The following is a 25,700-nucleotide window of genomic DNA, read 5'->3' on the forward strand; positions in this document are numbered from 1 at the left end:
GCGCTGCGCAATTAAACCTTAATGCCGACCCTCGGGTCGGCATTTTTATTTATAGTCGCCGCAGCAGCCTCGCCGGGTTGCCCGCCCAAACGCCTTTCTCGGTGATGGATTTTGTCACCACGCTCCCGGCGCCGATGACCACGCCATCGCAGATACTCACCGCCAGAATGGTGGCGCCGCTGCCGATAGACACGTCATTGCCGATTTCAATACGCCCCCAACTGTCGCGGTCGGCATTCGGTTTGCCATCGCGGAACATATCGTTAGCGAACATCACGCCGTGGCCGATAAAACAGCGTTGGCCGATGGTGACGTACTCGCAGATAAAACTGTGGGACTGGATTTTGCTGTCCGCACCGATGCGCGTGTGCCCCTGAATCTCGACGAACGGCCCGACAAAAACGTTATCGTCAAGCTGGCAATCATAAAGGTTGGCGGGCTGGTATATGACCACGTTTTCGCCGCAAATGACGTTGCGAACGCCGGTATCGCGAAGCGTAAAAGGGGGAATATTTGGCTCATTCGACATGCTGCATTCCTCGTTCGGATCTCATCGTATAGTGCCTGCAAAATGAGCAAGGAGGAACGGCGAAAAACGGTGGGGAAGGAGGCTGGAGGTTTTCCCCCCCAGCCAGGAGATTAACGAGCGAAGGCGATGGCTTCGATTTCGACGCCGGCGTCTTTCGGCAGTCTTGCGACCTCCACGCAGGAGCGTGCCGGAAAGGTGGCCTGATGTTCGGTAAAGAAGGCCTCATAGGCGGCGTTGATGGCGGCAAAATCCTTCAGGTCTTTGACAAACACCGTGGTTTTAACAATCTGCCCGACCGTGAGTCCGGCTGCTTCAACGATGGCTTTCACATTTTCCAGCGATTGCCGCGCCTGTTCGGCGATATCGCTGGGCATGGTGCCGTCCAGCGGATTAATCGGCAGCTGACCGGAGGTGATGGTCATCGCGCCGAGATTGACGCCCTGCACGTACGGGCCGATAGCGGCAGGCGCGTCAGCGGTGGTAATAATCATACGGGTTATCCTTCAAACGGTTACATAAAGTAATTCAACAACACCAGCGAGCCGACGCCGCTCACCACCACCCACACCAGGCCTAAACGGAAGCTGGCGAGCGTGCAGATAATGGCGGCGATCACCTTCGGATTCTTTAAGTCGAACTCCATGCTGGAATTCACGCTAAGGATCTGAATGGTGATAATGGCCGGCAGGACGGTGACCGGGACGAAGCGCAGCGTTTTCGTCACCCGCTCGGACATCTGGATTTTTCCGGCCAGGCCGATAAACGAAAATCGGATCAGGAAGGTCACGGCGGCCATACCCAAAGTCAGGGCGATAAAGTAGCTATTATTCATGTTCCAGCGCCTCCACGAGCGGCATGTCGGATTCGGCAATCGCTGCCTGTTTACGTTCTTCAGCCAGGTCGACGCACAGCCCGGCGAGCACGCCAAGTACTGAGGCGACGACAATACCCAGGGAGTAGGGCAGGATGACCAACAGCACGCCGGAGACGGCGGCCACCACGGCGGCGACGGTACAGGCCTGGCTTTTTATTTGCGGCACCACGATGGCGATAAAGGCGGCGACCATGGCGAAATCCAGACCATACTTTTCAATATTCGGGAATGAGGCGCCGACCAGCGCGCCGAGGAAATCGGCCAGTACCCAAATCGCCCAGAAGGTGATCATCGCCGAGCCATAAAACAGATACTTATCCTGCTTATTGCCTTCCATCTCTTTGACGGTGGTGGCGTACACTTCATCGGTCAGCGCGTAGGACATAAAGCATTTTTTAAAGAACGATGCTTCACGGACGGTACCGGAAATAGAGGCGCTGTACAGTACGTGACGTAGGTTAATTATTAATGTGGTGAATATAATAACCCCGAGCGTGGCGCCGGTTTTAAGCATATTTAATGCCAGCATTTGCGCCGAACCGGCAATAACAATCGCTGACCACGCCGTACTCTGCCAGACGCTCATTCCGGCGCTGACGCTTAATGCGCCGACAATAAATGAAAATGGAAAGTCGCCGATGCACAGCGGCATAATGGCGCTGGCGCCGCGTAAGATGACTTTTTTATTCATCTGCTATACCTGCTAATTTATAAATAATAGTGTGGGTAGGGTAGGTTAATCAGGGCCTGAATGTTCAGGCCCGTTAAATATTATTATTTAGCGACCATGATGCTGATGATTTCTTTATCGGTGAGGGCCATTGGTTTAATCACCAGGCGACACAGGTTATTAATAGTCTGCTCGACATCGGCGCAGACAATACCGTCATTGGCGCCAGCACAGCTATTTTGCATTGCCATCAGTACTGCCTTAAAGGCGCTGGATACCACAGATGAGACTTTCATCGCACAGCTATTAGAGGCGCCATCACAAATCATGCCGGTAATATCGCTGACCATATTAATAATCGCGGTGTTAATGGTGTTGATGTCGCGAGTAAATAGCCAGGCCATCCCGGCGGCGGCGCCCATGGCGGCGGTTGAGGCCGCGCATAGCGCAGATAAGCGCGTATAACGAGAATGAATTGAGATGGCGGTGAGATGAGATAGAGACAAAGCGCGCGCCAGGGTCTCTTCATCGGCGCCGAGATGCTCTGCAACCACCACTACCGGCATGGTTGCCGTAATGCCCTGATTGCCCGAACCAAAGTTAGACATCGCTACCACCGGCGCGCCGCCCATGCGGGCATCTGAAGCGGCGACGGTGTTGATGATCACCTTGCTTAACAGATCGTTGCTCATCAGGCCGTTTTTCACGGCGTCAGCAAAGGTACCGTTAATGTTCAGGCCATATTTTTTGGTTTTGCCTTCTGCCGCCAGCGCGGAGTTTAAGCGCGCGGCTTCGAGAATAAAGCGAATATCATTAAAGTCGGCGTTATTAATAAATTCGTAAGCCTGCTGTAGCGAAAATGTGGGCAGCGTTTCGTGCCGGGCGCTCGCATTCTGTTTTGCACTTAATGGCTGTGGCTGGCCATTAATATAAAGTTCGACCACGTTGGTGTGGGTTCCTTTCACCACAACGCGACAGTTATTCTCGCCAGCAGAGAGGGTTAAATCGAGATGAATAAAGTCTGGGGTTTCTTCGACGGCAATATCAACGGCATTATTGGCGATCAGCTTCTGCGCCATTTCGACGTGTAGCGGGGTGATATCTTCCAGCGTTTTTAATCCCTTTTGCGGGTTGCCGCCGAATGCGCCAATTGCGGCGGCCAGCGCTACACCGCAAACGGTGGTGCCGGGAATAGTGACACCCATCGCGTTCTTATAGAGATTGGCGGAAATAAAACCGCTAATTTTAGTGCAAGGCTGATCCAGATATTGTGCGGCGTAGGCGGCAGTGAAGGAAATAGCGACGGGTTCAGTACAACCTAAAGCCGGGGCAACTTCTTGTTTGAGCCATTTTACGTACAGGGAAGCGTTATCGGTGTTCATAATGATTTAATGTCCAAAATTAAATTTTATTCAACTGCGATAATGCTAAGACAAAGGATAAGAAAAATCTTACCCTAATAGCCATATAAATAATGCGGATTAGAGAAAAATTTTATCTTGTGGCAGGTTTTAAGATATAACTGTTTCAAATGGTAAATATTTTAAATTTCAGTTGTTTATTTGGTTTTATCCTAAGCGTAATGGATGATTTGGTTAACTTGCTCACAGCATTGTAGGAAGTAAAATTTTCTCTTAGTTGCATTTACCGCGTTGAAGGACCGATGCTGCTCGCAAAGCGAAGTAGATCTGGATCACACTTTTGCGCTATACAGATCAATAACGTTCATGCATTTGAGGTGTCACTATGCCGTCGGTATATCGTCCGCTGGTTAATTTTGTTGCGAAGGCCATGCAGGCCGTGCTCAACCTGGCGCTATTGTGCCTGGGAATTATTCTGGTGGTGTTCCTGGGAAAGGAGACCCTGCATCTGGCGCACGTGCTGTTTACGCCGGAGCCGGTGAGTAAGTACAAGCTGGTCGAAGGGCTGGTGGTCTATTTTCTCTACTTCGAATTTATCGCGTTGATTGTGAAATACTTTGAGTCCGGTTTTCACTTCCCGCTGCGTTATTTCGTCTATATCGGCATTACCGCGATTGTACGGCTTATTATCGTCGACCATGAGTCGCCGATGGCGGTGCTGATTTACTCTGCGGCGATCCTTATCCTGGTGATTACCCTGTGGTTGTGTAATTCCAACCGCCTGAAACGGGAATAAAAAAAGCGGCCTCCAGGGCCGCTTGACCGACAATCACAAATGAAATTTATGTAGGGTCCAGTAGAGGATTGCAGTGGCATTTGCCCTACTTTTTCAGGGAGAGGTGGGCTGCCGTACCCGGTTGGGGTCGTGTACCACATCCCACCCTCTCTGAAATTTGGGGCGATAAAACAAGGGTCTAACATGATGAAACTTAACCTTTCACCCCGCCCGCCGTCAGGCCGTTAACCAACCAACGCTGAGCAAGCAGGAAGACGACGGTAATCGGAATCGCCGACAGTACCGCCGCCGCGGCGAAGTCGCCCCACAGGTAGTTCTGCGGATTGAGATACTGCTGCATCCCCACCGCCAGGGTATAGCTGTTCACATCGCGTAGCAGCAACGAGGCCACCGGCACTTCGGTAATCGCGGCGATGAACGACAGAATAAATACGACCGCCAGAATCGGCACCGACAGCGGCAGCAGCACCAGGCGGAAGGCCTGCCACGGAGTGGCGCCATCCAGCGCGGCCGCTTCTTCCAGTGAACCATCGATAGTTTCGAAGTAGCCCTTAATCGTCCAGACGTGCAGCGCGATACCGCCCATATAGGCGAAGATCACCCCGCCGTGAGTGTTGAGGCCGACGAAAGGCAGATACTGACCGAGGCGGTCGAACAACGCATACAGCGCCACCAACGACAGTACCGCCGGGAACATCTGGAAAATCAACATCCCTTTGAGCAGCGTCGCTTTACCCGGGAAGCGCATACGGGCGAAAGCGTAAGCGCAGGTGGTGGAGAGGGCGACGATGCCGATCGCAGTAATCCCGGCCACCTTAATTGAGTTCCACAGCCACAGCAGGACCGGGAATGGCGGCGGCGTTACCCGGCCATCGGCGTGTTCGACGCTGAAGCCTAATGCCAGACGCCAGTGCTCCCAGGAGATGGTATCCGGGATCAGGCTGCCGGTCGCGAAGTTGCCTTCGCGCAGCGAGATAGCGATAACCATCAGCAGCGGGAACATAATCGCGGCGATAAAAATCAGCAGCAGGAGATGCGTGGTAAATAAACGTAGCTTCTGCGATTTGGGTTGGACCATAGCCATTATCGTTATCTCCCTTAATCAAACTTCATGCGCGTGGCTTTCAGATTCACAATCGCTAACGCCCCAACCAGCAGGAAGATAAGCGTGGCGATAGCCGCCGCCAGGCCGAAGTCCTGACCGCCGCCGCCTTCAAAGGCGATGCGATAGGTGTAGCTCACCAGCAGGTCGGTATAACCGGCCGGCGTGGTGGTGCCGAGACGGTCCGGGCCACCGTTGGTTAACAGTTGAATCAGCACGAAGTTGTTAAAGTTAAAGGCGAAGCTGGCAATCATCAGCGGCGTGAGCGGCTTGATCAGCAGCGGTAGCGTAATTTTAAAGAAGTTCTGGAACGGGCCCGCGCCATCCATCGCCGACGCCTCGTACAGATCGTCCGGAATCGCCTTCAGCAGTCCCATGCACAGGATCATCATGTACGGATAGCCCAGCCAGGTGTTGACGATGATGATCATCGTGCGCGCGGTGGTTGGGTCGCTAAACCAGGCCGGTTTAATGCCGAACAGCGCGCTCAGCATCATGTTGATTTCACCAAAGCTCTGGTTAAACAGCCCCTTGAAAATCAGTATTGAAATAAATGACGGCACCGCATACGGCAGAATCAACAGCACGCGGTAAATCGCTTTGCCCTTCAACGCTTCCCACTGCACCAGGCAGGCCAGCACCATTCCCACGGCGACGGTCAAAATCACCGTCAGCACCGAGAACACCACGGTCCAGACGAAAATGGCGAAGAACGGCTTCTGGATCCCTTCATCCTGGAAAACGCGGGTGAAGTTATCCCAGCCGATGGTGACGGTATAACCCGGGCTCAGCTTCTCATTGCCCCAGCTGCCGTCGGCATTGATGGATTGATAAAAGCCGATGTCGGCGTTGGGGCGATATTTCACGCCGCTTTGGTTGTTGGTGAGCGTGCCGTCGTTAGCCAGCGCGTACAGCGGCTGGGTGCCGGAAAACTGGCGCAGTGAACTCATAATCACTTTGCTTTCATCCGGCAGCACGGCGGTCAGTTGGTTCAGCGCGGCGCGGTTCTGGGTGATTACGCGTAAATTCGCGCGTTCGCCTTGCGGCAGGGCATCGGCTTCTTTTAACGCCAGCTTCTGCTCGCCGCCAAATTTAAAGGCTTCAGAGAGATAATTTTTACCGCTTTCACCGTCTGTCAGCGCCAGCTGCCACTCATCGCCTGCCGGGTAGAGTGAGAAGTTATAGGCTTTGCCGGCTTGGAAAGAACGATCCATCAGTACCTGTTGGGCGCGTTCGAAGGTGAGCTGGTTGGTGCTGCTGTAGTTGGTGAAGGCGATGGCAATGGTGCAGATCAGCGGGAACAGAACAAACAGCCCCATCCCGGCGAGACCCGGATAAACATAGCGCCAGGCGTAAGCCTTGCGATTGGAAAAGATATACAGGCCAACTGAGCTTAAAATCAGCGTCATGATGGCGAACAGGTACTCCCCCTGGGCGTACATTAAAACAACAAGGTAACCCACCAGCAGGCACAGCAAACCAATCACAGACCATGTGAGTTGCGGGCTTTGCCACCAGTGTTTCTTTTTAACGGCATCCATGGGGATCATCCTCTACAACGTTAAATATCTGTCGACAAGAGTGCCTGATGGCGCTGTGCTTATCCGGCCTACAAAGCGTGTAGGCCGGATAAGGCATTTATGCCGCCATCCGGCACGTGTGCGACGGTCTTACTTGGTGATACGGCCCTGTGCATCCTTCAGCGCGGCATCGACGGTCTGACGGCCGCTTGCGGCGTTGATAACCGCGGTACGGACGGCATACCAGAACGCCGACATCTGCGGGATGTTCGGCATGATTTCGCCTTTCTGGGCGTTAGCCATGGTGGCGGCGATACGCGGGTCTTTCTCCAGCTTCTCCTGGAAGGATTTCAGCGCCACGGCGCCCAGCGGTTTATCGTTATTCACCGCTTCCAGGCCCGGATCGGTCATCAGGTAGTTTTCGAGGAACTCTTTCGCCAGTTCTTTATTCGGACTGGCGGCGTTAATCCCGGCGCTCAGTACGCCAACGAACGGTTTAGACGGTTTGCCTTTGAAGGTCGGCAGCAGAGTGACGCCGTAGTTAACCTTGCTCTTGTCGATGTTAGACCACGCCCACGGACCGTTGATGGTCATCGCGGTTTCGCCTTTGTTGAATGCCGCTTCCGCGATGGAGTAGTCGGTGTCGGCGTTCATGTGTTTATTTTTGATGAGGTCGACCAGGAAGGTCAGACCGGCTTTTGCCCCGGCGCTATCGACGCCGACGTTTTTCACGTCGTATTTGCCGTTTTCAAACTTAAACGCGTATCCACCATCGGCGGCGATCAGCGGCCAGGTGAAGTACGGTTCTTGCAGGTTGAACATCAGCGCGCTCTTACCTTTCGCCTTCAGCGCTTTATCCAGCGCCGGGATCTCTTCCCAGGTTTTCGGCGGGTTCGGGACCAGGTCTTTGTTATAAATCAGCGATAAGGCTTCCACCGCCACCGGGTAAGCGATCAGTTTGCCGTTGTAACGTACGGCATCCCAGGTGAACGGATAGAGCTTGTCCTGGAACGCTTTATCCGGGGTGATTTCCGCCAGCAGACCGGACTGCGCGTAGCCGCCAAAGCGGTCATGCGCCCAGAAGATGATATCCGGGCCGTCGCCGGTCGCTGCAACCTGCGGGAACTTCTCTTCCAGCTTATCCGGATGTTCTACGGAAACTTTAATGCCGGTATCTTTTTCGAACTTTTTACCCACTTCAGCGAGGCCGTTATAGCCTTTATCGCCGTTAATCCAGATAACCAGCTTACCTTCTTCAATTTTTGCGAGGGCAGAGGCGGAAAACATCATCGTCGTCAATGCAGACAGCGCGAGGATGCGAGCGCCAGTTTTGATTTTCATATACCCGTCCTATTTGGTGATGTGCTCGTGGATACACTTGAGTGGTTTAACGCTGATGAGTTTCCTTTTTTAACAACCTCTTTCCATCCTCCCTATGTCTACGCCCCGCCCGCCGTTTATGTGATCCGTATTGCAGAAATGCCGGTAATGGGCCCTGGAGCACATAAAAAAGCCACCGTTTTTGTCGCTTCGATCACGAAATGACCTTTTGCCGGGAACTTCCGGCGGCGAGAGGCAATTTCTCATCCTCCCGTCTCCTCCCCCATCAAAAACCCGGGGGGTGGAGGATTTGCCAACGTAATGAATGCCGCATAGTCAGCCCATCTTGAATGTGTCTTTAAGTGACAGGTTGTAACGAAGGGAGAAGGGCATGGCGAGCGTACAGCTACGAAATGTAACGAAAGCCTGGGGCGACGTGGTGGTATCTAAAGATATCAATCTCGAGATCCAGGATGGGGAGTTCGTCGTGTTTGTAGGACCGTCGGGCTGCGGCAAATCCACCCTGCTGCGTATGATTGCCGGACTGGAAACGGTCACCAGCGGCGATCTGTTTATTGGCGATACCCGAATGAACGATGTGCCGCCCGCCGAGCGCGGCATCGGCATGGTATTCCAGTCTTATGCGCTCTATCCCCACCTTTCCGTTGCCGAAAATATGTCTTTTGGCCTGAAACTGGCCGGGGCGAAAAAAGAGGTGATTAACCAGCGCGTGACTCAGGTCGCCGAGGTGTTGCAGCTGGCGCACCTGCTGGAGCGTAAGCCGAAAGCGCTCTCCGGCGGCCAGCGTCAGCGCGTGGCCATCGGCCGCACCCTGGTCGCCGAGCCGCGGGTTTTCCTGCTTGATGAGCCCCTGTCCAACCTCGATGCCGCTCTGCGCGTGCAGATGCGTATCGAAATCTCCCGTCTGCATAAGCGCCTTGGTCGCACGATGATTTACGTCACCCACGATCAGGTGGAAGCCATGACCCTGGCCGACAAAATCGTCGTGCTGGATGCCGGCCGCGTCGCGCAGGTCGGGAAACCGCTGGAACTCTATCACTATCCGGCAGACCGCTTCGTCGCGGGCTTTATTGGCTCGCCGAAGATGAACTTCCTGCCGGTCAAAGTCACCGCGACCGCTATCGAACAGGTACAGGTCGAACTACCGAACCGCCAGCAGGTCTGGCTGCCGGTAGACAGCGCCCACGTTCAGGTCGGCGCCAATATGTCTTTGGGCATCCGCCCGGAACACCTGCTGCCGAGCGACATCGCCGATGTCACCCTTGAGGGCGAAGTGCAGGTGGTCGAACAGCTTGGTCACGAAACGCAAATTCATATCCAGATCCCCGCCATCCGTCAGAACCTGGTGTACCGCCAGAATGACGTGGTGTTGGTAGAAGAGGGAGCCACATTCGCCATCGGTTTGCCGCCGGAGCGCTGCCATTTATTCCGTGAGGATGGCACCGCTTGTCGTCGGTTGCATAAAGAGCCGGGCGTATAAGGTTCCCCATTAAAAGAAGACGCGAACCCAGCGCGCAGCCAACCATGCGGCGGCCGACGGGGAAGTGTTCAAAGAAAAGCAATGATCTCAGGAGATAGAATGATGATTACTCTGCGCAAACTTCCACTGGCGGTAGCCGTTGCGGCGGGCGTGATGTCTGCCCAGGCGCTGGCTGTCGATTTCCATGGTTACGCGCGTTCCGGCATTGGCTGGACCGGCAGCGGCGGCGAACAGCAGTGCTTCCAGGCCACCGGCGCTCAAAGTAAATACCGTCTCGGTAACGAATGTGAAACTTACGCTGAACTGAAACTGGGCCAGGAAGTGTGGAAAGAGGGCGATAAGAGCTTCTACTTCGATACCAACGTTGCCTACTCGGTATCGCAGCAGAACGACTGGGAATCTACCAGCCCGGCCTTCCGTGAAGTTAACGTGCAGGGTAAGAACCTGATCGACTGGCTGCCGGGTTCAACCCTGTGGGCCGGTAAGCGCTTCTATCAGCGTCATGACGTTCACATGATCGACTTCTACTACTGGGATATCTCCGGTCCTGGCGCCGGTATCGAAAACATCGATCTGGGCTTCGGTAAACTCTCTCTGGCCGCCACTCGTTCTTCTGAATCCGGCGGCTCGGCAACCTATGCTGACCGCGATCCGCTGACTGGCGAACGCGTTTATGATCATCTGGTACCGAACGACGTCTTCGATGTGCGTTTAGCGCAGATGGAAACCAACCCAGGCGGTACGCTGGAGCTGGGCGTGGACTATGGTCACACCAACGTGCCGGATGACTACTACCTGCAGCCGGATGCATCGAAAGATGGCTGGATGTTCACCGCTGAACATACCCAGAGCATCCTGAAAGGCTACAACAAATTTGTTCTGCAGTACGCGACCGACGCCATGACCTCCAACGGTAAAGGCGTACCGCAGGGCGGCAGCATAAATAATGATGGTTCCATGTGGCGTGTGCTTGACCACGGCGCGGTCTCTCTGGCGGACGATTGGGACATGATGTACGTCGCCATGTACCAGGACGTCAACCTGGACAACAACAACGGTACCAAATGGTGGACCGTCGGCGTACGTCCTATGTACAAATGGACGCCGATCATGAGCACCCTGCTGGAAGTCGGCTACGACAACGTCAAATCGCAGAAAACCGGCGACAGCAACAACCAGTACAAAATTACCCTGGCGCAACAGTGGCAGGCGGGCGACAGCATCTGGTCTCGTCCGGCAATTCGTCTGTTCGCCACCTACGCGAAGTGGGATGAGAAGTGGGGTTACACCGATAGCGGCGTCGCCATGCGCGATACCTCTGGTACCGGCATCAACACTTCCAGCCGCGGCGACGACGATGAGTGGACCTTCGGCGCCCAGATGGAAATCTGGTGGTAATGCAATCCGCATCATGATGAGTAAAAGAGGGGCAGCAGCCCCTCTGTTTTCGGCCCAGCGCGCTATTGCCTGGCTAACGCTCGGCCATAGGAATTGAGGTGATAACAATGAATATGAAGAAAAGTCTCGTTGCCCTCTGCCTGTCCGCCGGCCTGCTGGCCAGCGTACCCGCAGTCAGTTTTGCTGATGTCAATTTCGTGCCGCAGAATACCTCTGCCGCGCCGTCAATCCCGGCCTCCTCGCTGCAGCAGTTGACCTGGACGCCTGTCGATCAATCGAAAACCCAAACTTCTAAAGTGGCGGTCGCCGGTCAAACGCTGAATGTCCCCGGTATCGCCGGGCCGGTGGTGGCCTATAGCGTACCGGCCAATATCGGCGAGTTAACTCTGACGCTGACCAGCGAAGTCGACAAACAGACTAGCGTCTACGCGCCAAATGTCCTGATCCTCGATCAGAGCATGACGCCGTCCGCCTTCTTCCCGAGCAGCTATTTCACTTATCTGGAGCCGGGCGTGATGAGCGCCGACCGCCTGGAAGGGGTAATGCGCCTGACGCCGGCGCTGGGACAGCAGAAAATTTATGTGCTGGTGTTTACCACTCCGCAGGATCTGCAGCAGACCACCAAATTAATCGACCCGGCGAAAGCCTACGCGAAAGGCACCGGTAACGCGGTGCCGGACATTCCGGATCCGATTGCTAAACATACCACTGACGGCACCTTGAGCCTGAAGGTGAAAACGTCTTCGAGTTCCAGCGTGCTGGTGGGCCCACTGTTCGGCTCCTCCGGCCCGGGCCCGGTGACCGTCGGCAATACCGCGGCGCCGGTCTATAACGCCCCGGCCGCTGCGCCGGTAGCCGCGCCAGCCCCAGCAGCCAAAAGCGAACCGATGCTTGACGATACCGAAACCTACTTCAACAACGGTATTAAGCAGGCGGTGAAACAAGGTGATATCGACAAAGCCCTGAAATTGATGAACGAAGCTGAACGCCTCGGCTCGAAATCTGCTCGTTCCACCTTTATCAGCAGTGTAAAAGGCAAGGGGTGACCGTCTCCCCACAATGCTGATGTTTAGGCACAGCCTTTAGGTGCGTCCGCCTGGACGCACTTTTTTTTATCGCGCAGCGGCAACTGTTGCATGCCTGTTGCGCGGATGATCGTATATTGACGTTTGCCCGCCCTCAAAACGCTATTCTGCGATACAATGCCTGCACGTTTTGTACCGGAGAATCAGGCATGCCACATCCTGCGCTTACGCAACTGCGTGCGCTGCGCTATTTTGCCGCCATACCCGAGCTGGACGCGCCGCTGCGCGACTGGCTGTTGCTGGAAGACTCAATGACCAAACGCTTTGAGCAACAAGGGAAAAAGGTCACCGTGACCATGATTAACGAAGGTTTCGTCGGGCGCGACGCGCTGGCGGGCGAAGAAGCCCTGCTGCCGGAAGAGGCGCGGTATTGGCTGCGGGAGATCATTCTTTGCGCCGATGGCGAACCCTGGCTTGCCGGTCGTACTCTCGTGCCGGAATCGACGCTATGCGGCCCGGAATTAGCCCTGCAGCAGTTGGGGCAGACGCCGCTGGGCCGGTATCTGTTTACGTCGTCGACGTTAACCCGTGATTTTATTGAGATTGGCCGTAGTGCACAGCTGTGGGGGCGACGTTCCCGTCTCCGGCTGAGCGGCAAACCGCTGCTGCTGACAGAGCTTTTTCTGCCTGCATCGCCATTGTATTAAGAGGAAGAGAAAATGGAGTGGAGTCTGACGCAGAATAAGCTGTTGGCGTTTCACCGCCTGATGCGTACTGACAAACCAATCGGCGCGCTATTGCTGCTGTGGCCGACGCTGTGGGCGTTATGGGTGGCTTCGCCCGGGGTGCCGCCGCTGTGGATTCTGGCGGTATTTGTCGCTGGCGTCTGGTTGATGCGCGCCGCCGGCTGCGTCGTGAATGACTATGCCGACCGTAAATTTGATGGTCACGTTAAGCGTACGGCTCGCCGGCCGTTACCAAGCGGCGAGGTCACGGAAAAAGAGGCGCGCATATTATTCGCGGTGCTGGTGGGGCTCTCCTTCCTGTTGGTGCTGACGCTCAATACCATGACCATCCTGCTGTCGGTCGCGGCGCTGGCGCTGGCCTGGGTCTACCCCTTTATGAAGCGCTACACCCATCTGCCGCAGGTGGTGCTGGGCGCGGCCTTTGGTTGGTCGATCCCGATGGCGTTCTCGGCGGTAAGTGAAGCGCTGCCGCTCAGCTGCTGGCTGATGTTCCTCGCCAATATTTTGTGGGCGGTAGCCTACGACACCCAGTACGCGATGGTCGATCGCGACGATGATGTCAAAATCGGCATTAAGTCGACGGCGATCCTATTCGGCGAAAACGATCGTTTGATTATCGGTATTCTGCAGGTTGCCGTGCTGGTATTGATGGGAGCGATAGGCTGGCTGAATGGGCTGAACTGGGCGTTTTACTGGTCGCTGTTTATCGCGGCAGGACTGTTTGTCTGGCAGCAGAAACTTATCTTCAAGCGCGAACGCGATAACTGCTTCAAAGCGTTTATGAATAATAACTACGTTGGGCTGGTGCTGTTTCTCGGTCTGGCGATGAGTTACCTGCAGTAAATCCTTCTGTTCCCCGGCTCGCGGCGCGAGTCGGGGAACAGAAGCCGCAACGTTATGCGTCGTCCTGAGCGGCGCTTTCAATCGTCAAACGTACATCCGACGTAATCAAATCCGCCAGCATCTGGTAGACCTTCAGGGTCTCTGCCGGCTCGGCATCGCCGGTATCGCTGATGTAGCCTTCGTCACGCAGGGTCAGCACGAGGGTACTGAACACCGCCTTATCGAAGAACTCCGGCGCGTTGATACCGTGCAGTACCGACAGACGCTGCGCCATGGTGCGGCTTTCTTTCTCCAGCGTACTGCGGTTGATGGACGGGTTGGCGCTCAGCAGCCAGAAGGTGATCGCGTAGCGCTGTAACGTCTCGCGCGCGCCGGCGGCCAGCAGCTGCAGGGAACGAGAGTGCGCCGGATTGACGCTCATCTCATCGCCATTCAGCACCACCAGCCCCTGACGCTGCATCTCTGCCATCAGCGCATCGATAACGCCCGCCAGTTCTTCTTTTTCCCAGCGCAGGAACAGTTCGGCTTTCAGGAACGGATAGAACATCTCGACATGACGCAGCACTTCGCTACGGGAGATGCGGCGATGCTGGGTCACGATAGCGGCCAGCAGCGATGGCATCACCAGCATATGGGCGATGTTGTTGCGATAGTAGGTCATCAGCACCGCCTGCTCGCGCGGCAGGATGATGATATCGCCGATGGTGTCTTTCTCGACTTCGAACTTGTTCATCTGCAGCGCGTGGTCGATAAGCTCGCTGGCGGAAGCCGTCGGCGCGGTCGAATCGGTGGAGTACGGCACGTTACGCAGCAGGTCGAGGTAGCAATCCAACTGTTGGGTTAGCTGCTCACGGGTCAAAGAACGCTGACGTGACGCCAGAAGCGCCGTACAGCACAGGTTCATGGCGTTAGCTGCCCCGGCATTGTTGATGCGCACCATCAGGTCGGCGGCGATATTATTCACCGTCGGCGTCAGCCAGGAAGGGCGGACGGCTTCGATAGGATCGATGGCTTCGCGCCATTCCGGCACGTGCTGATTGAGATAGGTCATCAGCGGCAGCGGTTCACCGAAGTTAACGTAGCCCTGGCCAAGATTACGCAGCTTACTGAGACCGCGCATCATCTGCGGCAGGCTCTCTTTTTCTTTTGTCGCGCCGCGCAGCTCTTTGGCGTAGGTACCCACTTCCATCACGTGCTCGTAGCCGATATAAATCGGCACCAGCGTGATGGGGCGGCTACCGCCGCGCAGCATCGCCTGGATAGTCATCGACAGGGTGCCGGTTTTCGGATCCAGCAGACGGCCGGTACGGGAACGCCCGCCTTCGACAAAGTATTCCACCGAATAACCACGGCTGAACAGCTCGCCAAGATATTCGCGGAATACCGTGGAGTAGAGCTTGTTGCCCTTAAAAGTACGACGAATAAAGAAAGCGCCCAGGCGGCGGAAAATCGGCCCAGCCGGCCAGAAGTTGAGGTTTATGCCGGCAGCGATATGCGGCGGCACCAGCCCCTGATGATAGAGCACATAGGAGAGCAGCAGGTAGTCCATGTGACTACGGTGACAAGGCACATAGACAATCTCATGGCCGTCATGCGCCAGCTGGCGTACGCGCTCGGCATTGTGCACGTTAATCCCCTGGTACAGACGGTTCCAGGTAAAGCCCAGAATACGGTCAGTCAGGCGGATCATTTCATAAGAGAAGTTAGCGGCAATCTCTTCCATCAGCGCAATGGCGTTCTGCTGGGCCTTCTCGTGAGAAATCTTCTTGCTGCGCGCTTCATCTTCTACCGCGCGGGCGATAGCTTTCGACGCCAGCAGCTTGTTGAAAAGATCCTGACGGGCAGGGAGGCGCGGGCCGACGGCGGCCAGACGTTGACGGGCGAAGTGCATACGCGCCACGCGGGCCAGCTTCTGGGCGATGATTTTATCGGTCCCGTGCTCATCCGCCATGCGGCGCAGAGAGACCGACGGCGAGAAACGCACGAAGCTATCGCGGCCAAGCCAGGAGACGGCGAAGAATTTCTGAATACCGTTAAGCATCCGCAGCGGCGGATTCTCTTCACCTTTTTCACGACCCGGCGCGCGGCCGAACATGACCGACACCGGTACCATTTGCACGTCGAGGTCGGGATGGTTACGGTGCAGATCCAGGTAGTCGTGGAATAGCTTGATGGACTCTTCTTTCGGCGTGTAGTAGGTAAACACGCGCGGGCCGCCGTGGATGAAAACGTAGCGCGGCAGCAGTGTGCCGTCGATTTCCAGCGGTTCAAAAGGGTCGGGTAAATCATGCGCCAGGCACTGGGCGCGCAGGGTCAGCAGGTCCGCCTTGGAGTTATAAGGCAAGACGTACATTATCGGACGCGAGGTATCGAGCCCTAATTCCTGAGCAGGTTCTGCCGGAATAGACTTGCTTTTTACCAGCACCCGTAATGGTAAATTCAGTAATTTATAGTAAATTCGTTGCCAGCCGGACATAAACGATGTGAAGCCTCTGGTTAATCATGCAAATGCGCGGCAAGAATAACAGAAAGCGTACAAAATTTCCGTTGTCACACGGCAAACACGTACACTCAGCGACGTCATTTACATTAAAAGGTTCTTTTTGATGGCCAATAATACCACTGGGTTAACCAGAATCATTAAAGCAGCAGGTTATTCCTGGAAAGGTTTCCGCGCGGCATGGGTTAATGAAGCCGCTTTCCGTCAGGAAGGGGTCGCCGCTATTGTGGCCGTGGCGATAGCCTGCTGGCTGGATGTCGATGTCATTACGCGAGTCCTGCTTATTGGCTCGGTCCTGTTAGTGATGATAGTCGAAATTCTTAACAGCGCGATTGAAGCGGTGGTTGATCGTATCGGGCCTGAACACCATGAACTTTCCGGGCGCGCCAAGGATATGGGGTCGGCAGCGGTACTACTGGCGATAATCATCGCGCTGATCACCTGGGCCATGCTGCTGTGGTCGCATTACCGTTAAGTCTTGTCGGCAACGCTCGCAAAACGGAAAGAATCTCCTGATTTTTATATGATATGTGGTTCCAAAATCACCATTAGCTGTATATACTCACAGCATAACTGTATATACACCCAGGGGGCGGAATGAAAGCGTTAACGACCAGGCAGCAAGAGGTGTTTGATCTCATCCGGGATCACATCAGCCAAACGGGCATGCCGCCGACGCGTGCGGAAATTGCTCAGCGCTTGGGGTTCCGTTCCCCAAACGCGGCGGAAGAACACCTCAAAGCGCTGGCGCGTAAAGGCGCGATTGAAATCGTCTCCGGCGCTTCCCGCGGCATTCGTCTGCTGACGGAAGAAGAACATGGCCTGCCGCTGATTGGCCGCGTTGCCGCCGGCGAGCCGCTGCTGGCGCAGCAGCATATTGAGGGTCACTACCAGGTTGATCCGGCGATGTTTAAACCGAATGCCGACTTCCTGCTGCGCGTAAGCGGGATGTCGATGAAAGACATCGGTATCCTCGACGGCGATCTGCTGGCGGTGCATAAAACTCAGGACGTGCGTAACGGCCAGGTGGTTGTCGCGCGTATCGATGAAGAAGTGACCGTTAAGCGTCTGAAAAAGCAGGGCAACGTCGTTGAACTGCTGCCGGAAAACAGCGAGTTTTCCCCAATCGTCGTCGATCTGCGCCAGCAGAGCTTCACCATTGAAGGTTTGGCCGTCGGCGTGATCCGTAACGGTGAGTGGCTGTAACTCCCGTCTTAACGCAGCGTCATCATGATGCATGATGCATGATGCATGATGCATGATGCATGACGCTGCGATGTTCCTCCTCTGTCTGGTCCCTCTTCATGCTGCTCAACGCCGCCGATAAAGCATTGTGGCGCCTCGCGCTACCAATGATTTTCTCCAATATCACCGTTCCGCTGTTAGGGCTGGTCGATACCGCCGTTGTCGGTCATCTCGATAGCCCCGTCTATCTTGGCGGCGTTGCCGTCGGTGCGACGGCCACCAGTTTCCTCTTTATGCTGCTGCTGTTCCTGCGAATGAGCACCACTGGCTTAACCGCTCAGGCCTATGGCGCCAAAGATCCGCAGCGCCTGGCGCGCGCGCTGGTGCAACCGCTGATCCTGGCGCTGGCCGCCGGGCTGCTCATCGTTCTGTTCCGCATGCCGCTCATTGACCTCGCGCTGCATATCGTCGGCGGCAGCGAGGCGGTACTGGAACAGGCCAGGCGGTTCCTGGAAATCCGCTGGCTCAGCGCCCCAGCGTCGTTGGCCAACCTGGTGCTGTTAGGGTGGCTGCTTGGCGTGCAGTACGCTCGCGCCCCGGTCATCCTGCTGGTGGTCGGCAACGTGCTGAATATCGTGCTCGATCTGTGGCTGGTGATGGGGCTGCATATGAACGTGCAGGGGGCGGCGCTGGCGACGGCGCTGTCGGAATACGCCACCTTTATCATCGGCCTGCTGATGGCGAAACGGGTGCTGGCGCTGCGTGGCGTGACGTATGCCATGTTGAAGGAGGCGTGGCGCGGCAATATGCGGCGCCTGCTGGCGCTTAACCGCGACATCATGCTGCGCTCGCTGCTGCTGCAGCTCTGCTTTGGCGCCATCACCGTCTTCGGCGCCCGTCTTGGCAGCGACGTGGTGGCGGTCAATGCGGTACTGATGACCATGCTGACCTTTACCGCATACGCGCTGGACGGTTTTGCCTATGCCGTCGAAGCTCATTCCGGGCAAGCCTACGGCGCGCGTGACGGTAGCCAACTGCTGGAAGTCTGGCGCGCTGCCTGTCGGCAGTCGGGAATGGTAGCGCTGGCGTTCGCGTTAATCTACAGCGTGGCCGGTGAGCATATCATCGCGCTATTGACCTCTATCCCATCATTGCAGCAGCTGGCAGACCGCTATCTGTTCTGGCAGATGATCCTACCGGTGATTGGCGTTTGGTGTTATCTGCTGGATGGCATGTTTATCGGCGCGACGCGCGGCGCGGAGATGCGTAATAGCATGGCGGTTGCCGCTGCGGGGTTTGCGGTGACGTTGCTCTCTGTGCCCATGCTCGGCAATCACGGCCTGTGGCTGGCGCTGGCCGTGTTCCTGGCTTTGCGTGGGCTTTCGCTGGCGCTCATCTGGCGCCGCCACTGGCAGCGTGGCACCTGGTTTAACTCACCCTCCTGAATGTAAAAAGCCCGGCTCAGCGTAGCGCGAGCCGGGAAAATCCCCCCAGCGTTTTCAATCGACCTGATGGTTAAAAATTCCGAATAACGAATCGGTGCCAGCATTGTCATCTATAGTTATTACCATGTCCGGAACAAAACGGGCTGTTAACCCACCGAATGATGAGGACGTAATGATGAATAAAGACGAAATCAGCGGTAACTGGAAACAGTTGAAAGGTAAAGCCAAGGAACAGTGGGGTAAGCTGACCGATGACGATATGACGGTCATTGAAGGGAAGCGCGACCAGTTGGTCGGTAAAATTCAGGAACGCTACGGCTATGCGAAAGATCAGGCCGAAAAAGAGGTGTCTGACTGGGAGCGTAAGAACGATACGCGCTGGTAGCGAACGCGGTTTTGACCCCCTGTTTATGCCTGTCTAACGGCATAGTGATATGCCGTAGCTTCCCGCTGACGTCGCCCGACTCAGCGGGCTTTCTTTTTAATCTGGATGGTATGATCGTGATGGCAGTGTTCGCGAGTACTGCAGGCTTCGACTTCCACGCAGGCCGCGCACAGGCCATGCGCTTCAATCACATTATGCCGTAGAGCGAAGCCCATTCTGGCCGCCAGCGTATGCATAATATCTTCTACGCCTTCCGCACACTCTTCTTTGACCACGCCGCAGCGATCGCAGATAAACATCGCCGAACTATGGGTTGGCTGATCGAAAAGGTGGCACAGCACATAGCTGTTGGTCGATTCCACTTTGTGCACAAAACCTTGCTCCAGCAGAAACTCCAGCGCGCGATAGACCGTCGGCGGCTTCGCCTGCGGCTCTTTTTCACGCAGCAGATCCAGCAGATCGTAGGCGCTAATCGCCCCTTGCTGCAGGCTCATCAGACGCAACACTTCCAGACGCTGCGGGGTCAGGCGTACGCCACGTTGCACGCAAAGCTTTTCAGCCTGCGCTAACATTTCTTGCGAAGTGGTGTTATCCATGAGCATCCTCTGGTTGCGTGATGTTGAAACTGTTACTTTATCACGAACCAGGTAAAACGCCGAGAACCTGCAAGCTTTGCTATACCTGATGTATCTCATTTTCGGGAGAAAACGATGAAACGACCTGATTGCATTCGACATTGGCGCGAACTGGAAGGTGCGGATGATTCCACCTACCCCGATAGTCACGAGCTTTTTTCTATTGGCGCGCCTCTTGCCCGCGGCCTACGGCTAAATCGGCTGGGCATCCATCATGAACGTTTACCGCCGGGACGCAGAACCTCTTATCCGCACGCGGAAAGCGATGAAGAAGAGTTTATCTACGTGCTGGAAGGCTTTCCGGAAGTCTGGATCAATGGCTATCTATGGAAGCTGGAACCGGGCGATAGCGTCGGCTTTCCGGCGGGAACTGGCGTATGTCATACCTTCCTGAATAATACCGAGCAGGAGGTGCGACTGCTGGTCGTTGGCGAGGCAAATAAAAAGCACAACCGTATTTACTATCCGCTGAACCCGGGCTATGCAGCGACTCGCCAGGACCGTTGGGTGGATCACCCTCCGCAGTTCTTTGGCCCGCACGACGGTAAACCGCGTAAAATATAGGCAACATTTTGACCATGGCGCGTGGCGTTCGACGCTATGCGCCGTGGTTTGTGTTTGTGCTATAGTAGCGCCCCTTTTTACCCGGATGCTTATTTATTCGCCATGATGCCAGAATCCACGTCTACCGCTTTTGCCGCCCACCGTTTTTCTATCGCGCCCATGCTCGATTGGACCGACAGACATTGCCGCTACTTCCTGCGTCTGCTGTCGCGCCATACTCTGTTGTATACCGAAATGGTCACCACCGGCGCGATTATTCACGGTAAAGGCGACTATCTGGCCTATAGCGAGGAAGAACATCCGGTAGCGCTGCAGCTGGGCGGTAGCGATCCTGCGGCGTTGGCGCAATGCGCGAAGCTCGCCGAGGCGCGCGGCTATGATGAGATTAACCTCAATGTCGGTTGCCCCTCTGACCGCGTGCAGAACGGGATGTTTGGCGCTTGTCTGATGGGCAATGCCGCGCTGGTGGCGGACTGCATCAAAGCGATGCGCGACGTGGTGTCGATCCCGGTAACGGTAAAAACCCGTATTGGCATTGACGATCGGGATAGCTATGAATTCCTGTGTGATTTCATTGAGACCGTCTCCGGCAAAGGGGAGTGTGAAATGTTCATCATTCACGCCCGTAAAGCCTGGCTTTCCGGCCTGAGCCCGAAAGAGAACCGTGAAATCCCGCCGCTGGATTATCCGCGCGTCTGGCAACTAAAACGTGATTTCCCGCATCTGACGATGGCGATTAACGGCGGAATTAAATCTCTGGCAGAGGCCAAACTGCAGCTTGAGCACATGGATGGCGTGATGGTGGGGCGTGAAGCCTATCAAAATCCGGGCATTCTGGCTTCGGTGGATCGTGAGATTTTCGGCGTCAACGGCGCGGATGCCGATCCGGTGGCGGTGGTGCGCGCAATGTACCCCTATATCGAGCGTGAGCTCAGCAACGGTACCTATCTGGGTCATATCACCCGCCATATGCTGGGATTGTTCCAGGGGATCCCCGGTGCGCGTCAGTGGCGCCGCTATCTCAGCGAAAACGCCCACAAAGCGGGCGCCGATATCAACGTGCTGGAGCACGCGCTGAAGCTGGTTGCCGATAAGCGTTAATTTTTTCGCTAAAACCTGGTCTTTTTCGCCACGCCCTGCGCTATTGCTGCAGGGCGTTTTGTTTTAATTCAATGAGTTATACCTGGCATGATTCTTGAAAATGACTCTTGAAATAGCTAATCGGCTATCTGGTTATTTTTTCGGGAGAAGACCATGCTGGAACTCTTATTTGTTATTGGCTTTTTTGTCATGTTGCTGGTCACCGGCATCTCGCTGCTTGGCATTATTGCCGCGCTGGTTGTCGCCACGGCGCTGATGTTCTTCGGCGGCCTGTTCGCATTAATGTTTAAACTGCTACCCTGGCTGCTGCTGGCGGTGGCTGTCGTATGGGTCATTCGGGCGATGAAATCGCCGACGACCACCCGCTATCGTCGTGAAGATCGCTGGCGCTATTAAGCCAACATTTTGGGTATTGAGCGGTATGTCACAACCTGAGTAATTTTGCATAAAACAGCGTAGGCATTGCGTATTAAATCTGTCACTATTAGCGCGATAACGAATTCATCGCGCTGTACCCTACATACAGCCGAACAAAAAAAGTCAGGGCCTCCGTCAGGAGGCCCTAAACTTTTCTGGCGATCTCACCCCGTTACGGCAGCAGCAGGCTCGACCCCTCGGTCACCCGGCTTTCCAGAATCTCATGCGCGTGCCGGGCGTCACGCAGGGCGTATTTCTGATTATCCGTGACATCGACCTTGATCACGCCGCTGGCGATCAGCGAAAACAGTTCATTGCTGGCTTCCGTCAGCTCTTCCCGGTTGGTGATGTAGCCTTGCAGAGAAGGGCGGGTCACATAGAGTGAGCCTTTCTGATTGAGGATACCCAAATTTACGCCGGTTACCGGGCCAGATGAATTGCCGAAGCTGACCATCAGCCCACGCCGCTGAAGACAATCGAGCGAGGACTCCCAGGTATCTTTACCTACGGAATCGTAAACCACGGCGACTTTTTTGCCGCCGGTCAGCGCCTTGACGCGCTCGGCAATATTCTCTTCGCGGTAGTTAATGGTTTCCCAGGCGCCGGCCTGCCGGGCGCGCTGCGCTTTTTGCTCGCTGCCGACGGTGCCGATAAGTTTCGCCCCCAGCGCTTTCGCCCACTGGCAGGCAATCAGCCCCACGCCGCCCGCCGCCGCGTGGAACAGGAAGGTCTCGTTGGCTTTAATCTCGTAGGTTTTGCGCAGCAGATACCATACCGTCAGCCCTTTCAGAAACGAGGCGGCGGCCTGCTCAAAGGAAATCGCATTGGGTAAAATCGCCGCTTTATCGGCATGCACGTTATGCACCGAGCTATAAGCGCCAAGCGCGGCCTGGGCGTACACCACCCGATCGCCAACCTTGATATGTTTAACGCCGCTGCCGATTTTACTGACGATACCGGCGGCTTCGGTGCCCAAACCGCTCGGCAGCGAGGGCGGCGGATACAGGCCGCTGCGGATGTAGGTGTCGATGTAGTTGATACCGATAGCTTTATTTTCTACCTGGATTTCGTGCTCGGCAGGATCGTTGGGGGTAAACTCGACCGCATGCAGCACCTCGGGGCCTCCATGCGCGGGAAATTCAATTCGTGTTGCCATGTGAACTCCTTTATAATTTTGTGTCTCTCATTTACAGGTAACTCCATTCACTATGGCAGGAAATAAACCCTTCAACAAACCACAGACAGAACCTCGCGAACGCGATCCGCAGCTCGCCGGGTTGAAAGTCCCGCCGCACTCGATTGAAGCGGAACAGTCGGTGTTGGGCGGTTTAATGCTGGATAACGAGCGCTGGGACGACGTCGCCGAAAGGGTGGTGTCGGAAGATTTCTATACCCGTCCGCATCGTCATATCTTTACCGAGATGGCGCGTCTGCAAGAGTCAGGTAGCCCGATTGACCTGATCACCCTCGCGGAGTCGCTGGAGCGTCAGGGGCAACTGGATAGCGTCGGCGGCTTCGCCTATCTGGCCGAACTCTCCAAAAATACGCCAAGCGCGGCGAACATCAGCGCCTATGCCGACATCGTGCGCGAACGCGCGGTGGTGCGTGAAATGATTTCGGTGGCCAACGAAATCGCCGAAGCCGGTTTCGACCCCCAGGGGCGCACCAGCGAGGATCTGCTGGATCTGGCGGAATCGCGGGTATTTAAAATTGCCGAAAGCCGCGCCAACAAAGATGAAGGGCCGAAGAACATCGCCGATGTGCTCGATGCCACCGTCGCCCGTATTGAGCAGCTGTTCCAACAGCCGCACGATGGCGTCACCGGGGTGAATACCGGCTATGACGACCTCAACAAAAAGACCGCTGGGCTACAGCCTTCGGATCTGATTATCGTCGCCGCGCGTCCTTCGATGGGTAAGACGACATTTGCGATGAACCTCGTGGAAAACGCGGCGATGTTGCAGGATAAGCCGGTATTGATATTCAGTCTGGAGATGCCCTCCGAGCAGATCATGATGCGTTCTCTGGCCTCGCTATCGCGCGTCGATCAGACTCGTATCCGTACCGGCCAACTGGACGATGAAGACTGGGCGCGTATCTCCGGCACTATGGGTATCTTGCTGGAAAAACGGAACATTTATATTGATGATTCCTCCGGCCTGACGCCGACGGAAGTGCGTTCGCGCGCCCGACGTATCGCCCGCGAGCACGGCGGTATCGGCCTTATCATGATCGACTACCTGCAGCTGATGCGCGTACCGTCGCTCTCCGACAACCGTACTCTGGAGATCGCCGAAATCTCCCGCTCGCTGAAGGCGCTGGCAAAAGAGTTGCAGGTGCCGGTGGTGGCGCTGTCGCAGCTGAACCGCTCTCTGGAACAGCGCGCCGATAAGCGCCCGGTCAACTCCGACCTGCGTGAATCCGGCTCTATTGAACAGGATGCCGACTTAATCATGTTCATCTACCGTGATGAGGTTTATCACGAGAACAGTGATTTAAAAGGGATTGCTGAAATTATCATTGGTAAACAACGTAACGGCCCGATCGGTACGGTACGACTGACCTTTAACGGCCAGTGGTCGCGTTTCGATAATTATGCCGGCCCTCAGTATGACGATGAGTAAACCTCTGTCTGTCTTTTTTTAAGGAATTCAAATGCAAGCGGCAACTGTAGTTATCAACCGCCGCGCTCTGCGACACAACCTGCAACGCCTGCGTGAACTGGCTCCTGCCAGCAAACTGGTTGCGGTGGTGAAAGCGAACGCCTACGGACACGGCCTTCTTGAGACCGCGCGAACGCTGACCGACGCCGATGCCTTCGGCGTCGCCCGCCTGGAAGAGGCGCTGCGCCTGCGTGAAGGGGGTATTACCCAACCGATATTGCTGCTGGAAGGTTTCTTTGAAGCGGCGGATCTGGCGCTGATTTCCGCGCAGCGCCTGCATACCGTGTTACATAGCCCGGAACAGCTGGCGGCGCTCGAACAAGCGGAACTGGCCGAACCGGTTACCGTCTGGATGAAGCTGGATACCGGTATGCATCGTCTTGGTGTACTGCCGGAACAGGCCGAAACGTTCTATCAGCGGCTAAGCCGGTGCAAAAATGTCCGCCAGCCGGTGAATATCGTCAGCCATTTCGCTCGCGCCGATGAGCCTGAATGCGGCGCGACCGAGCGTCAGCTGGATATTTTCACCACCTTTACCGAAGGTAAGCCGGGGCTGCGTTCTATTGCCGCCTCGGGCGGGATCCTGCTGTGGCCGCAGTCGCATTTCGACTGGGCGCGGCCGGGCATCATTCTCTATGGCGTTTCGCCGCTGGAGAACCACTCTACCGGTGAGGATTTCGGCTGCCTGCCGGTCATGTCGCTGACCTCCAGCCTGATTGCGGTGCGCGAGCATAAAGCCGGGGAGCCGGTGGGCTACGGCGGCACCTGGATTAGCGAGCGCGATACCCGCCTCGGCGTCGTGGCGATGGGCTATGGCGATGGCTATCCACGCGCCGCGCCCTCCGGCACGCCGGTGCTGGTCAACGGCCGCGAAGTGCCGATAGTCGGCCGCGTGGCGATGGATATGATTTGCGTCGACCTCGGCCCTCAGGCGCAGGATCAAGCCGGCGATCCGGTTGTGTTATGGGGGGAAGGGCTCCCCGTTGAGCGCATCGCGGAAATAACGAAAGTGAGTGCTTACGAACTTATCACTCGCCTGACCTCCAGGCTGGCTATCCGTTACCTCGACTAACTACGGTCAGTGGCATATTTCCCCGATTACGCTACGCTTATCGGGGTA

Annotated in this window: 26 protein-coding genes; 15 read left to right on the top strand and 11 right to left on the bottom strand. The window is 55.8% G+C overall.

Going from position 1 to position 25,700, the window contains the following annotated elements:
• Positions 1-49: 49 nt before the first annotated feature.
• From ABLV07_RS16465 to ABLV07_RS16485, 5 genes are all read right to left on the bottom strand, one after another.
• Entirely contained in the window at positions 50-529 is a 480-nt protein-coding gene (locus ABLV07_RS16465) for an acyltransferase (protein ID WP_015368780.1), read from the bottom strand.
• Between the two features lie 110 nt (positions 530-639).
• Positions 640-1,020 (bottom strand): RidA family protein, encoded by a 381-nt coding sequence (locus ABLV07_RS16470; protein ID WP_015368779.1) that lies wholly within the window; start codon positions 1,018-1,020, stop codon positions 640-642.
• Positions 1,021-1,040: 20 nt separating this feature from the next.
• Positions 1,041-1,361: an AzlD domain-containing protein gene (locus ABLV07_RS16475; protein ID WP_015368778.1), complete on the bottom strand. Its 321-nt coding sequence runs from the start codon at positions 1,359-1,361 to the stop codon at positions 1,041-1,043.
• A complete protein-coding gene (locus ABLV07_RS16480) occupies positions 1,354-2,094 on the bottom strand; it encodes an AzlC family ABC transporter permease (RefSeq protein ID WP_045412649.1) in 741 nt (246 codons plus the stop codon). The genes ABLV07_RS16475 and ABLV07_RS16480 overlap by 8 nt, the downstream gene beginning before the upstream one ends.
• A gap of 83 nt (positions 2,095-2,177) precedes the next feature.
• On the bottom strand, positions 2,178-3,455 hold the full coding sequence (locus tag ABLV07_RS16485) for an L-serine ammonia-lyase, iron-sulfur-dependent, subunit alpha (RefSeq protein WP_047064399.1): 1,278 nt from the start codon (positions 3,453-3,455) through the stop codon (positions 2,178-2,180).
• 364 nt (positions 3,456-3,819) lie between these two features.
• On the opposite strand from ABLV07_RS16485, the gene psiE reads away from it, so the two are divergent.
• Entirely contained in the window at positions 3,820-4,230 is a 411-nt protein-coding gene (gene psiE, locus ABLV07_RS16490) for a phosphate-starvation-inducible protein PsiE (RefSeq protein ID WP_015368775.1), read from the top strand.
• 193 nt (positions 4,231-4,423) lie between these two features.
• On the opposite strand, the gene malG is transcribed toward psiE, so the two are convergent.
• The 3 genes from malG to malE form a co-directional block, all read right to left on the bottom strand.
• Positions 4,424-5,314 (bottom strand): maltose ABC transporter permease MalG, encoded by an 891-nt coding sequence (gene malG / locus ABLV07_RS16495; protein ID WP_015368774.1) that lies wholly within the window; start codon positions 5,312-5,314, stop codon positions 4,424-4,426.
• A gap of 14 nt (positions 5,315-5,328) precedes the next feature.
• Positions 5,329-6,873, bottom strand: coding sequence for a maltose ABC transporter permease MalF (gene malF, locus ABLV07_RS16500; RefSeq protein ID WP_015368773.1), 1,545 nt, complete (start codon positions 6,871-6,873; stop codon positions 5,329-5,331).
• Positions 6,874-7,002: 129 nt separating this feature from the next.
• Positions 7,003-8,193, bottom strand: a complete 1,191-nt coding sequence (gene malE / locus ABLV07_RS16505; RefSeq protein ID WP_015368772.1) for a maltose/maltodextrin ABC transporter substrate-binding protein MalE — start codon at positions 8,191-8,193, stop codon at positions 7,003-7,005.
• A gap of 370 nt (positions 8,194-8,563) precedes the next feature.
• Between malE and malK the strand changes: the two genes are divergently transcribed.
• The 5 genes from malK to ubiA all read left to right on the top strand — a co-directional run bounded on the left by malK (position 8,564) and on the right by ubiA (position 13,685).
• Positions 8,564-9,673 carry a maltose/maltodextrin ABC transporter ATP-binding protein MalK gene (gene malK, locus ABLV07_RS16510; RefSeq protein ID WP_015368770.1) on the top strand — a complete coding sequence of 370 codons (1,110 nt, stop codon included), beginning with the start codon at positions 8,564-8,566 and terminating at the stop codon, positions 9,671-9,673.
• A gap of 99 nt (positions 9,674-9,772) precedes the next feature.
• Positions 9,773-11,071: a maltoporin gene (locus tag ABLV07_RS16515; protein ID WP_015704036.1), complete on the top strand. Its 1,299-nt coding sequence runs from the start codon at positions 9,773-9,775 to the stop codon at positions 11,069-11,071.
• A gap of 107 nt (positions 11,072-11,178) precedes the next feature.
• Positions 11,179-12,117, top strand: a complete 939-nt coding sequence (malM, locus tag ABLV07_RS16520; protein ID WP_015704037.1) for a maltose operon protein MalM — start codon at positions 11,179-11,181, stop codon at positions 12,115-12,117.
• A 188-nt stretch (positions 12,118-12,305) separates the two neighbouring features.
• Positions 12,306-12,803, top strand: coding sequence for a chorismate lyase (ubiC, locus tag ABLV07_RS16525; RefSeq protein ID WP_015704038.1), 498 nt, complete (start codon positions 12,306-12,308; stop codon positions 12,801-12,803).
• Positions 12,804-12,815: 12 nt separating this feature from the next.
• Entirely contained in the window at positions 12,816-13,685 is an 870-nt protein-coding gene (gene ubiA, locus ABLV07_RS16530) for a 4-hydroxybenzoate octaprenyltransferase (RefSeq protein WP_015704039.1), read from the top strand.
• 52 nt (positions 13,686-13,737) lie between these two features.
• On the opposite strand, the gene plsB is transcribed toward ubiA, so the two are convergent.
• Positions 13,738-16,161 carry a glycerol-3-phosphate 1-O-acyltransferase PlsB gene (gene plsB, locus ABLV07_RS16535; protein WP_015368765.1) on the bottom strand — a complete coding sequence of 808 codons (2,424 nt, stop codon included), beginning with the start codon at positions 16,159-16,161 and terminating at the stop codon, positions 13,738-13,740.
• Positions 16,162-16,291: 130 nt separating this feature from the next.
• Between plsB and ABLV07_RS16540 the strand changes: the two genes are divergently transcribed.
• The 4 genes from ABLV07_RS16540 (at position 16,292) to ABLV07_RS16555 (ending at position 19,200) form a co-directional block, all read left to right on the top strand.
• Positions 16,292-16,660: a diacylglycerol kinase gene (locus tag ABLV07_RS16540; protein WP_015368764.1), complete on the top strand. Its 369-nt coding sequence runs from the start codon at positions 16,292-16,294 to the stop codon at positions 16,658-16,660.
• Positions 16,661-16,782: 122 nt separating this feature from the next.
• Entirely contained in the window at positions 16,783-17,391 is a 609-nt protein-coding gene (gene lexA, locus ABLV07_RS16545) for a transcriptional repressor LexA (RefSeq protein WP_015704040.1), read from the top strand.
• Positions 17,392-17,489: 98 nt separating this feature from the next.
• A complete protein-coding gene (gene dinF, locus ABLV07_RS16550; protein WP_015704041.1) occupies positions 17,490-18,815 on the top strand; it encodes an MATE family efflux transporter DinF in 1,326 nt (441 codons plus the stop codon).
• 175 nt (positions 18,816-18,990) lie between these two features.
• Positions 18,991-19,200 carry a CsbD family protein gene (locus ABLV07_RS16555; protein ID WP_015704042.1) on the top strand — a complete coding sequence of 70 codons (210 nt, stop codon included), beginning with the start codon at positions 18,991-18,993 and terminating at the stop codon, positions 19,198-19,200.
• Positions 19,201-19,280: 80 nt separating this feature from the next.
• Here the strand turns inward: ABLV07_RS16555 and zur are convergent, their stop codons facing one another.
• Positions 19,281-19,796: a zinc uptake transcriptional repressor Zur gene (gene zur / locus ABLV07_RS16560; protein ID WP_015368760.1), complete on the bottom strand. Its 516-nt coding sequence runs from the start codon at positions 19,794-19,796 to the stop codon at positions 19,281-19,283.
• A gap of 114 nt (positions 19,797-19,910) precedes the next feature.
• Between zur and ABLV07_RS16565 the strand changes: the two genes are divergently transcribed.
• From ABLV07_RS16565 to pspG, 3 genes are all read left to right on the top strand, one after another.
• A complete protein-coding gene (locus ABLV07_RS16565) occupies positions 19,911-20,399 on the top strand; it encodes a cupin domain-containing protein (protein ID WP_015368759.1) in 489 nt (162 codons plus the stop codon).
• A 102-nt stretch (positions 20,400-20,501) separates the two neighbouring features.
• Positions 20,502-21,500, top strand: coding sequence for a tRNA dihydrouridine(20/20a) synthase DusA (dusA, locus tag ABLV07_RS16570; RefSeq protein WP_080709064.1), 999 nt, complete (start codon positions 20,502-20,504; stop codon positions 21,498-21,500).
• 153 nt (positions 21,501-21,653) lie between these two features.
• On the top strand, positions 21,654-21,896 hold the full coding sequence (pspG, locus tag ABLV07_RS16575; RefSeq protein ID WP_015368757.1) for an envelope stress response protein PspG: 243 nt from the start codon (positions 21,654-21,656) through the stop codon (positions 21,894-21,896).
• A gap of 193 nt (positions 21,897-22,089) precedes the next feature.
• Here the strand turns inward: pspG and ABLV07_RS16580 are convergent, their stop codons facing one another.
• Positions 22,090-23,073, bottom strand: a complete 984-nt coding sequence (locus tag ABLV07_RS16580) for a quinone oxidoreductase (protein WP_110916350.1) — start codon at positions 23,071-23,073, stop codon at positions 22,090-22,092.
• Between the two features lie 52 nt (positions 23,074-23,125).
• On the opposite strand from ABLV07_RS16580, the gene dnaB reads away from it, so the two are divergent.
• Both dnaB and alr read left to right on the top strand, forming a co-directional pair.
• Positions 23,126-24,541, top strand: a complete 1,416-nt coding sequence (dnaB, locus tag ABLV07_RS16585; RefSeq protein WP_015368755.1) for a replicative DNA helicase — start codon at positions 23,126-23,128, stop codon at positions 24,539-24,541.
• Between the two features lie 31 nt (positions 24,542-24,572).
• Positions 24,573-25,652, top strand: a complete 1,080-nt coding sequence (gene alr, locus ABLV07_RS16590) for an alanine racemase (protein ID WP_110916349.1) — start codon at positions 24,573-24,575, stop codon at positions 25,650-25,652.
• Positions 25,653-25,700 lie beyond the last annotated feature (48 nt).

Source organism: Klebsiella sp. CN_Kp097, assembly GCF_040064495.1.
In the GTDB taxonomy this organism is placed as follows: Bacteria; Pseudomonadota; Gammaproteobacteria; order Enterobacterales; family Enterobacteriaceae; genus Klebsiella; species Klebsiella aerogenes.

Coding starts and splice junctions, on each gene's coding strand:
- ABLV07_RS16465 (WP_015368780.1), bottom strand. CDS start 529: ATGTCGAATGAGCCAAATATTCCCCCTTTTACGCTTCGCGATACCGGC.
- ABLV07_RS16470 (WP_015368779.1), bottom strand. CDS start 1,020: ATGATTATTACCACCGCTGACGCGCCTGCCGCTATCGGCCCGTACGTG.
- ABLV07_RS16475 (WP_015368778.1), bottom strand. CDS start 1,361: ATGAATAATAGCTACTTTATCGCCCTGACTTTGGGTATGGCCGCCGTG.
- ABLV07_RS16480 (WP_045412649.1), bottom strand. CDS start 2,094: ATGAATAAAAAAGTCATCTTACGCGGCGCCAGCGCCATTATGCCGCTG.
- ABLV07_RS16485 (WP_047064399.1), bottom strand. CDS start 3,455: ATGAACACCGATAACGCTTCCCTGTACGTAAAATGGCTCAAACAAGAA.
- psiE (WP_015368775.1), top strand. CDS start 3,820: ATGCCGTCGGTATATCGTCCGCTGGTTAATTTTGTTGCGAAGGCCATG.
- malG (WP_015368774.1), bottom strand. CDS start 5,314: ATGGCTATGGTCCAACCCAAATCGCAGAAGCTACGTTTATTTACCACG.
- malF (WP_015368773.1), bottom strand. CDS start 6,873: ATGGATGCCGTTAAAAAGAAACACTGGTGGCAAAGCCCGCAACTCACA.
- malE (WP_015368772.1), bottom strand. CDS start 8,193: ATGAAAATCAAAACTGGCGCTCGCATCCTCGCGCTGTCTGCATTGACG.
- malK (WP_015368770.1), top strand. CDS start 8,564: ATGGCGAGCGTACAGCTACGAAATGTAACGAAAGCCTGGGGCGACGTG.
- ABLV07_RS16515 (WP_015704036.1), top strand. CDS start 9,773: ATGATGATTACTCTGCGCAAACTTCCACTGGCGGTAGCCGTTGCGGCG.
- malM (WP_015704037.1), top strand. CDS start 11,179: ATGAATATGAAGAAAAGTCTCGTTGCCCTCTGCCTGTCCGCCGGCCTG.
- ubiC (WP_015704038.1), top strand. CDS start 12,306: ATGCCACATCCTGCGCTTACGCAACTGCGTGCGCTGCGCTATTTTGCC.
- ubiA (WP_015704039.1), top strand. CDS start 12,816: ATGGAGTGGAGTCTGACGCAGAATAAGCTGTTGGCGTTTCACCGCCTG.
- plsB (WP_015368765.1), bottom strand. CDS start 16,161: ATGTCCGGCTGGCAACGAATTTACTATAAATTACTGAATTTACCATTA.
- ABLV07_RS16540 (WP_015368764.1), top strand. CDS start 16,292: ATGGCCAATAATACCACTGGGTTAACCAGAATCATTAAAGCAGCAGGT.
- lexA (WP_015704040.1), top strand. CDS start 16,783: ATGAAAGCGTTAACGACCAGGCAGCAAGAGGTGTTTGATCTCATCCGG.
- dinF (WP_015704041.1), top strand. CDS start 17,490: ATGCTGCTCAACGCCGCCGATAAAGCATTGTGGCGCCTCGCGCTACCA.
- ABLV07_RS16555 (WP_015704042.1), top strand. CDS start 18,991: ATGAATAAAGACGAAATCAGCGGTAACTGGAAACAGTTGAAAGGTAAA.
- zur (WP_015368760.1), bottom strand. CDS start 19,796: ATGGATAACACCACTTCGCAAGAAATGTTAGCGCAGGCTGAAAAGCTT.
- ABLV07_RS16565 (WP_015368759.1), top strand. CDS start 19,911: ATGAAACGACCTGATTGCATTCGACATTGGCGCGAACTGGAAGGTGCG.
- dusA (WP_080709064.1), top strand. CDS start 20,502: ATGATGCCAGAATCCACGTCTACCGCTTTTGCCGCCCACCGTTTTTCT.
- pspG (WP_015368757.1), top strand. CDS start 21,654: ATGCTGGAACTCTTATTTGTTATTGGCTTTTTTGTCATGTTGCTGGTC.
- ABLV07_RS16580 (WP_110916350.1), bottom strand. CDS start 23,073: ATGGCAACACGAATTGAATTTCCCGCGCATGGAGGCCCCGAGGTGCTG.
- dnaB (WP_015368755.1), top strand. CDS start 23,126: ATGGCAGGAAATAAACCCTTCAACAAACCACAGACAGAACCTCGCGAA.
- alr (WP_110916349.1), top strand. CDS start 24,573: ATGCAAGCGGCAACTGTAGTTATCAACCGCCGCGCTCTGCGACACAAC.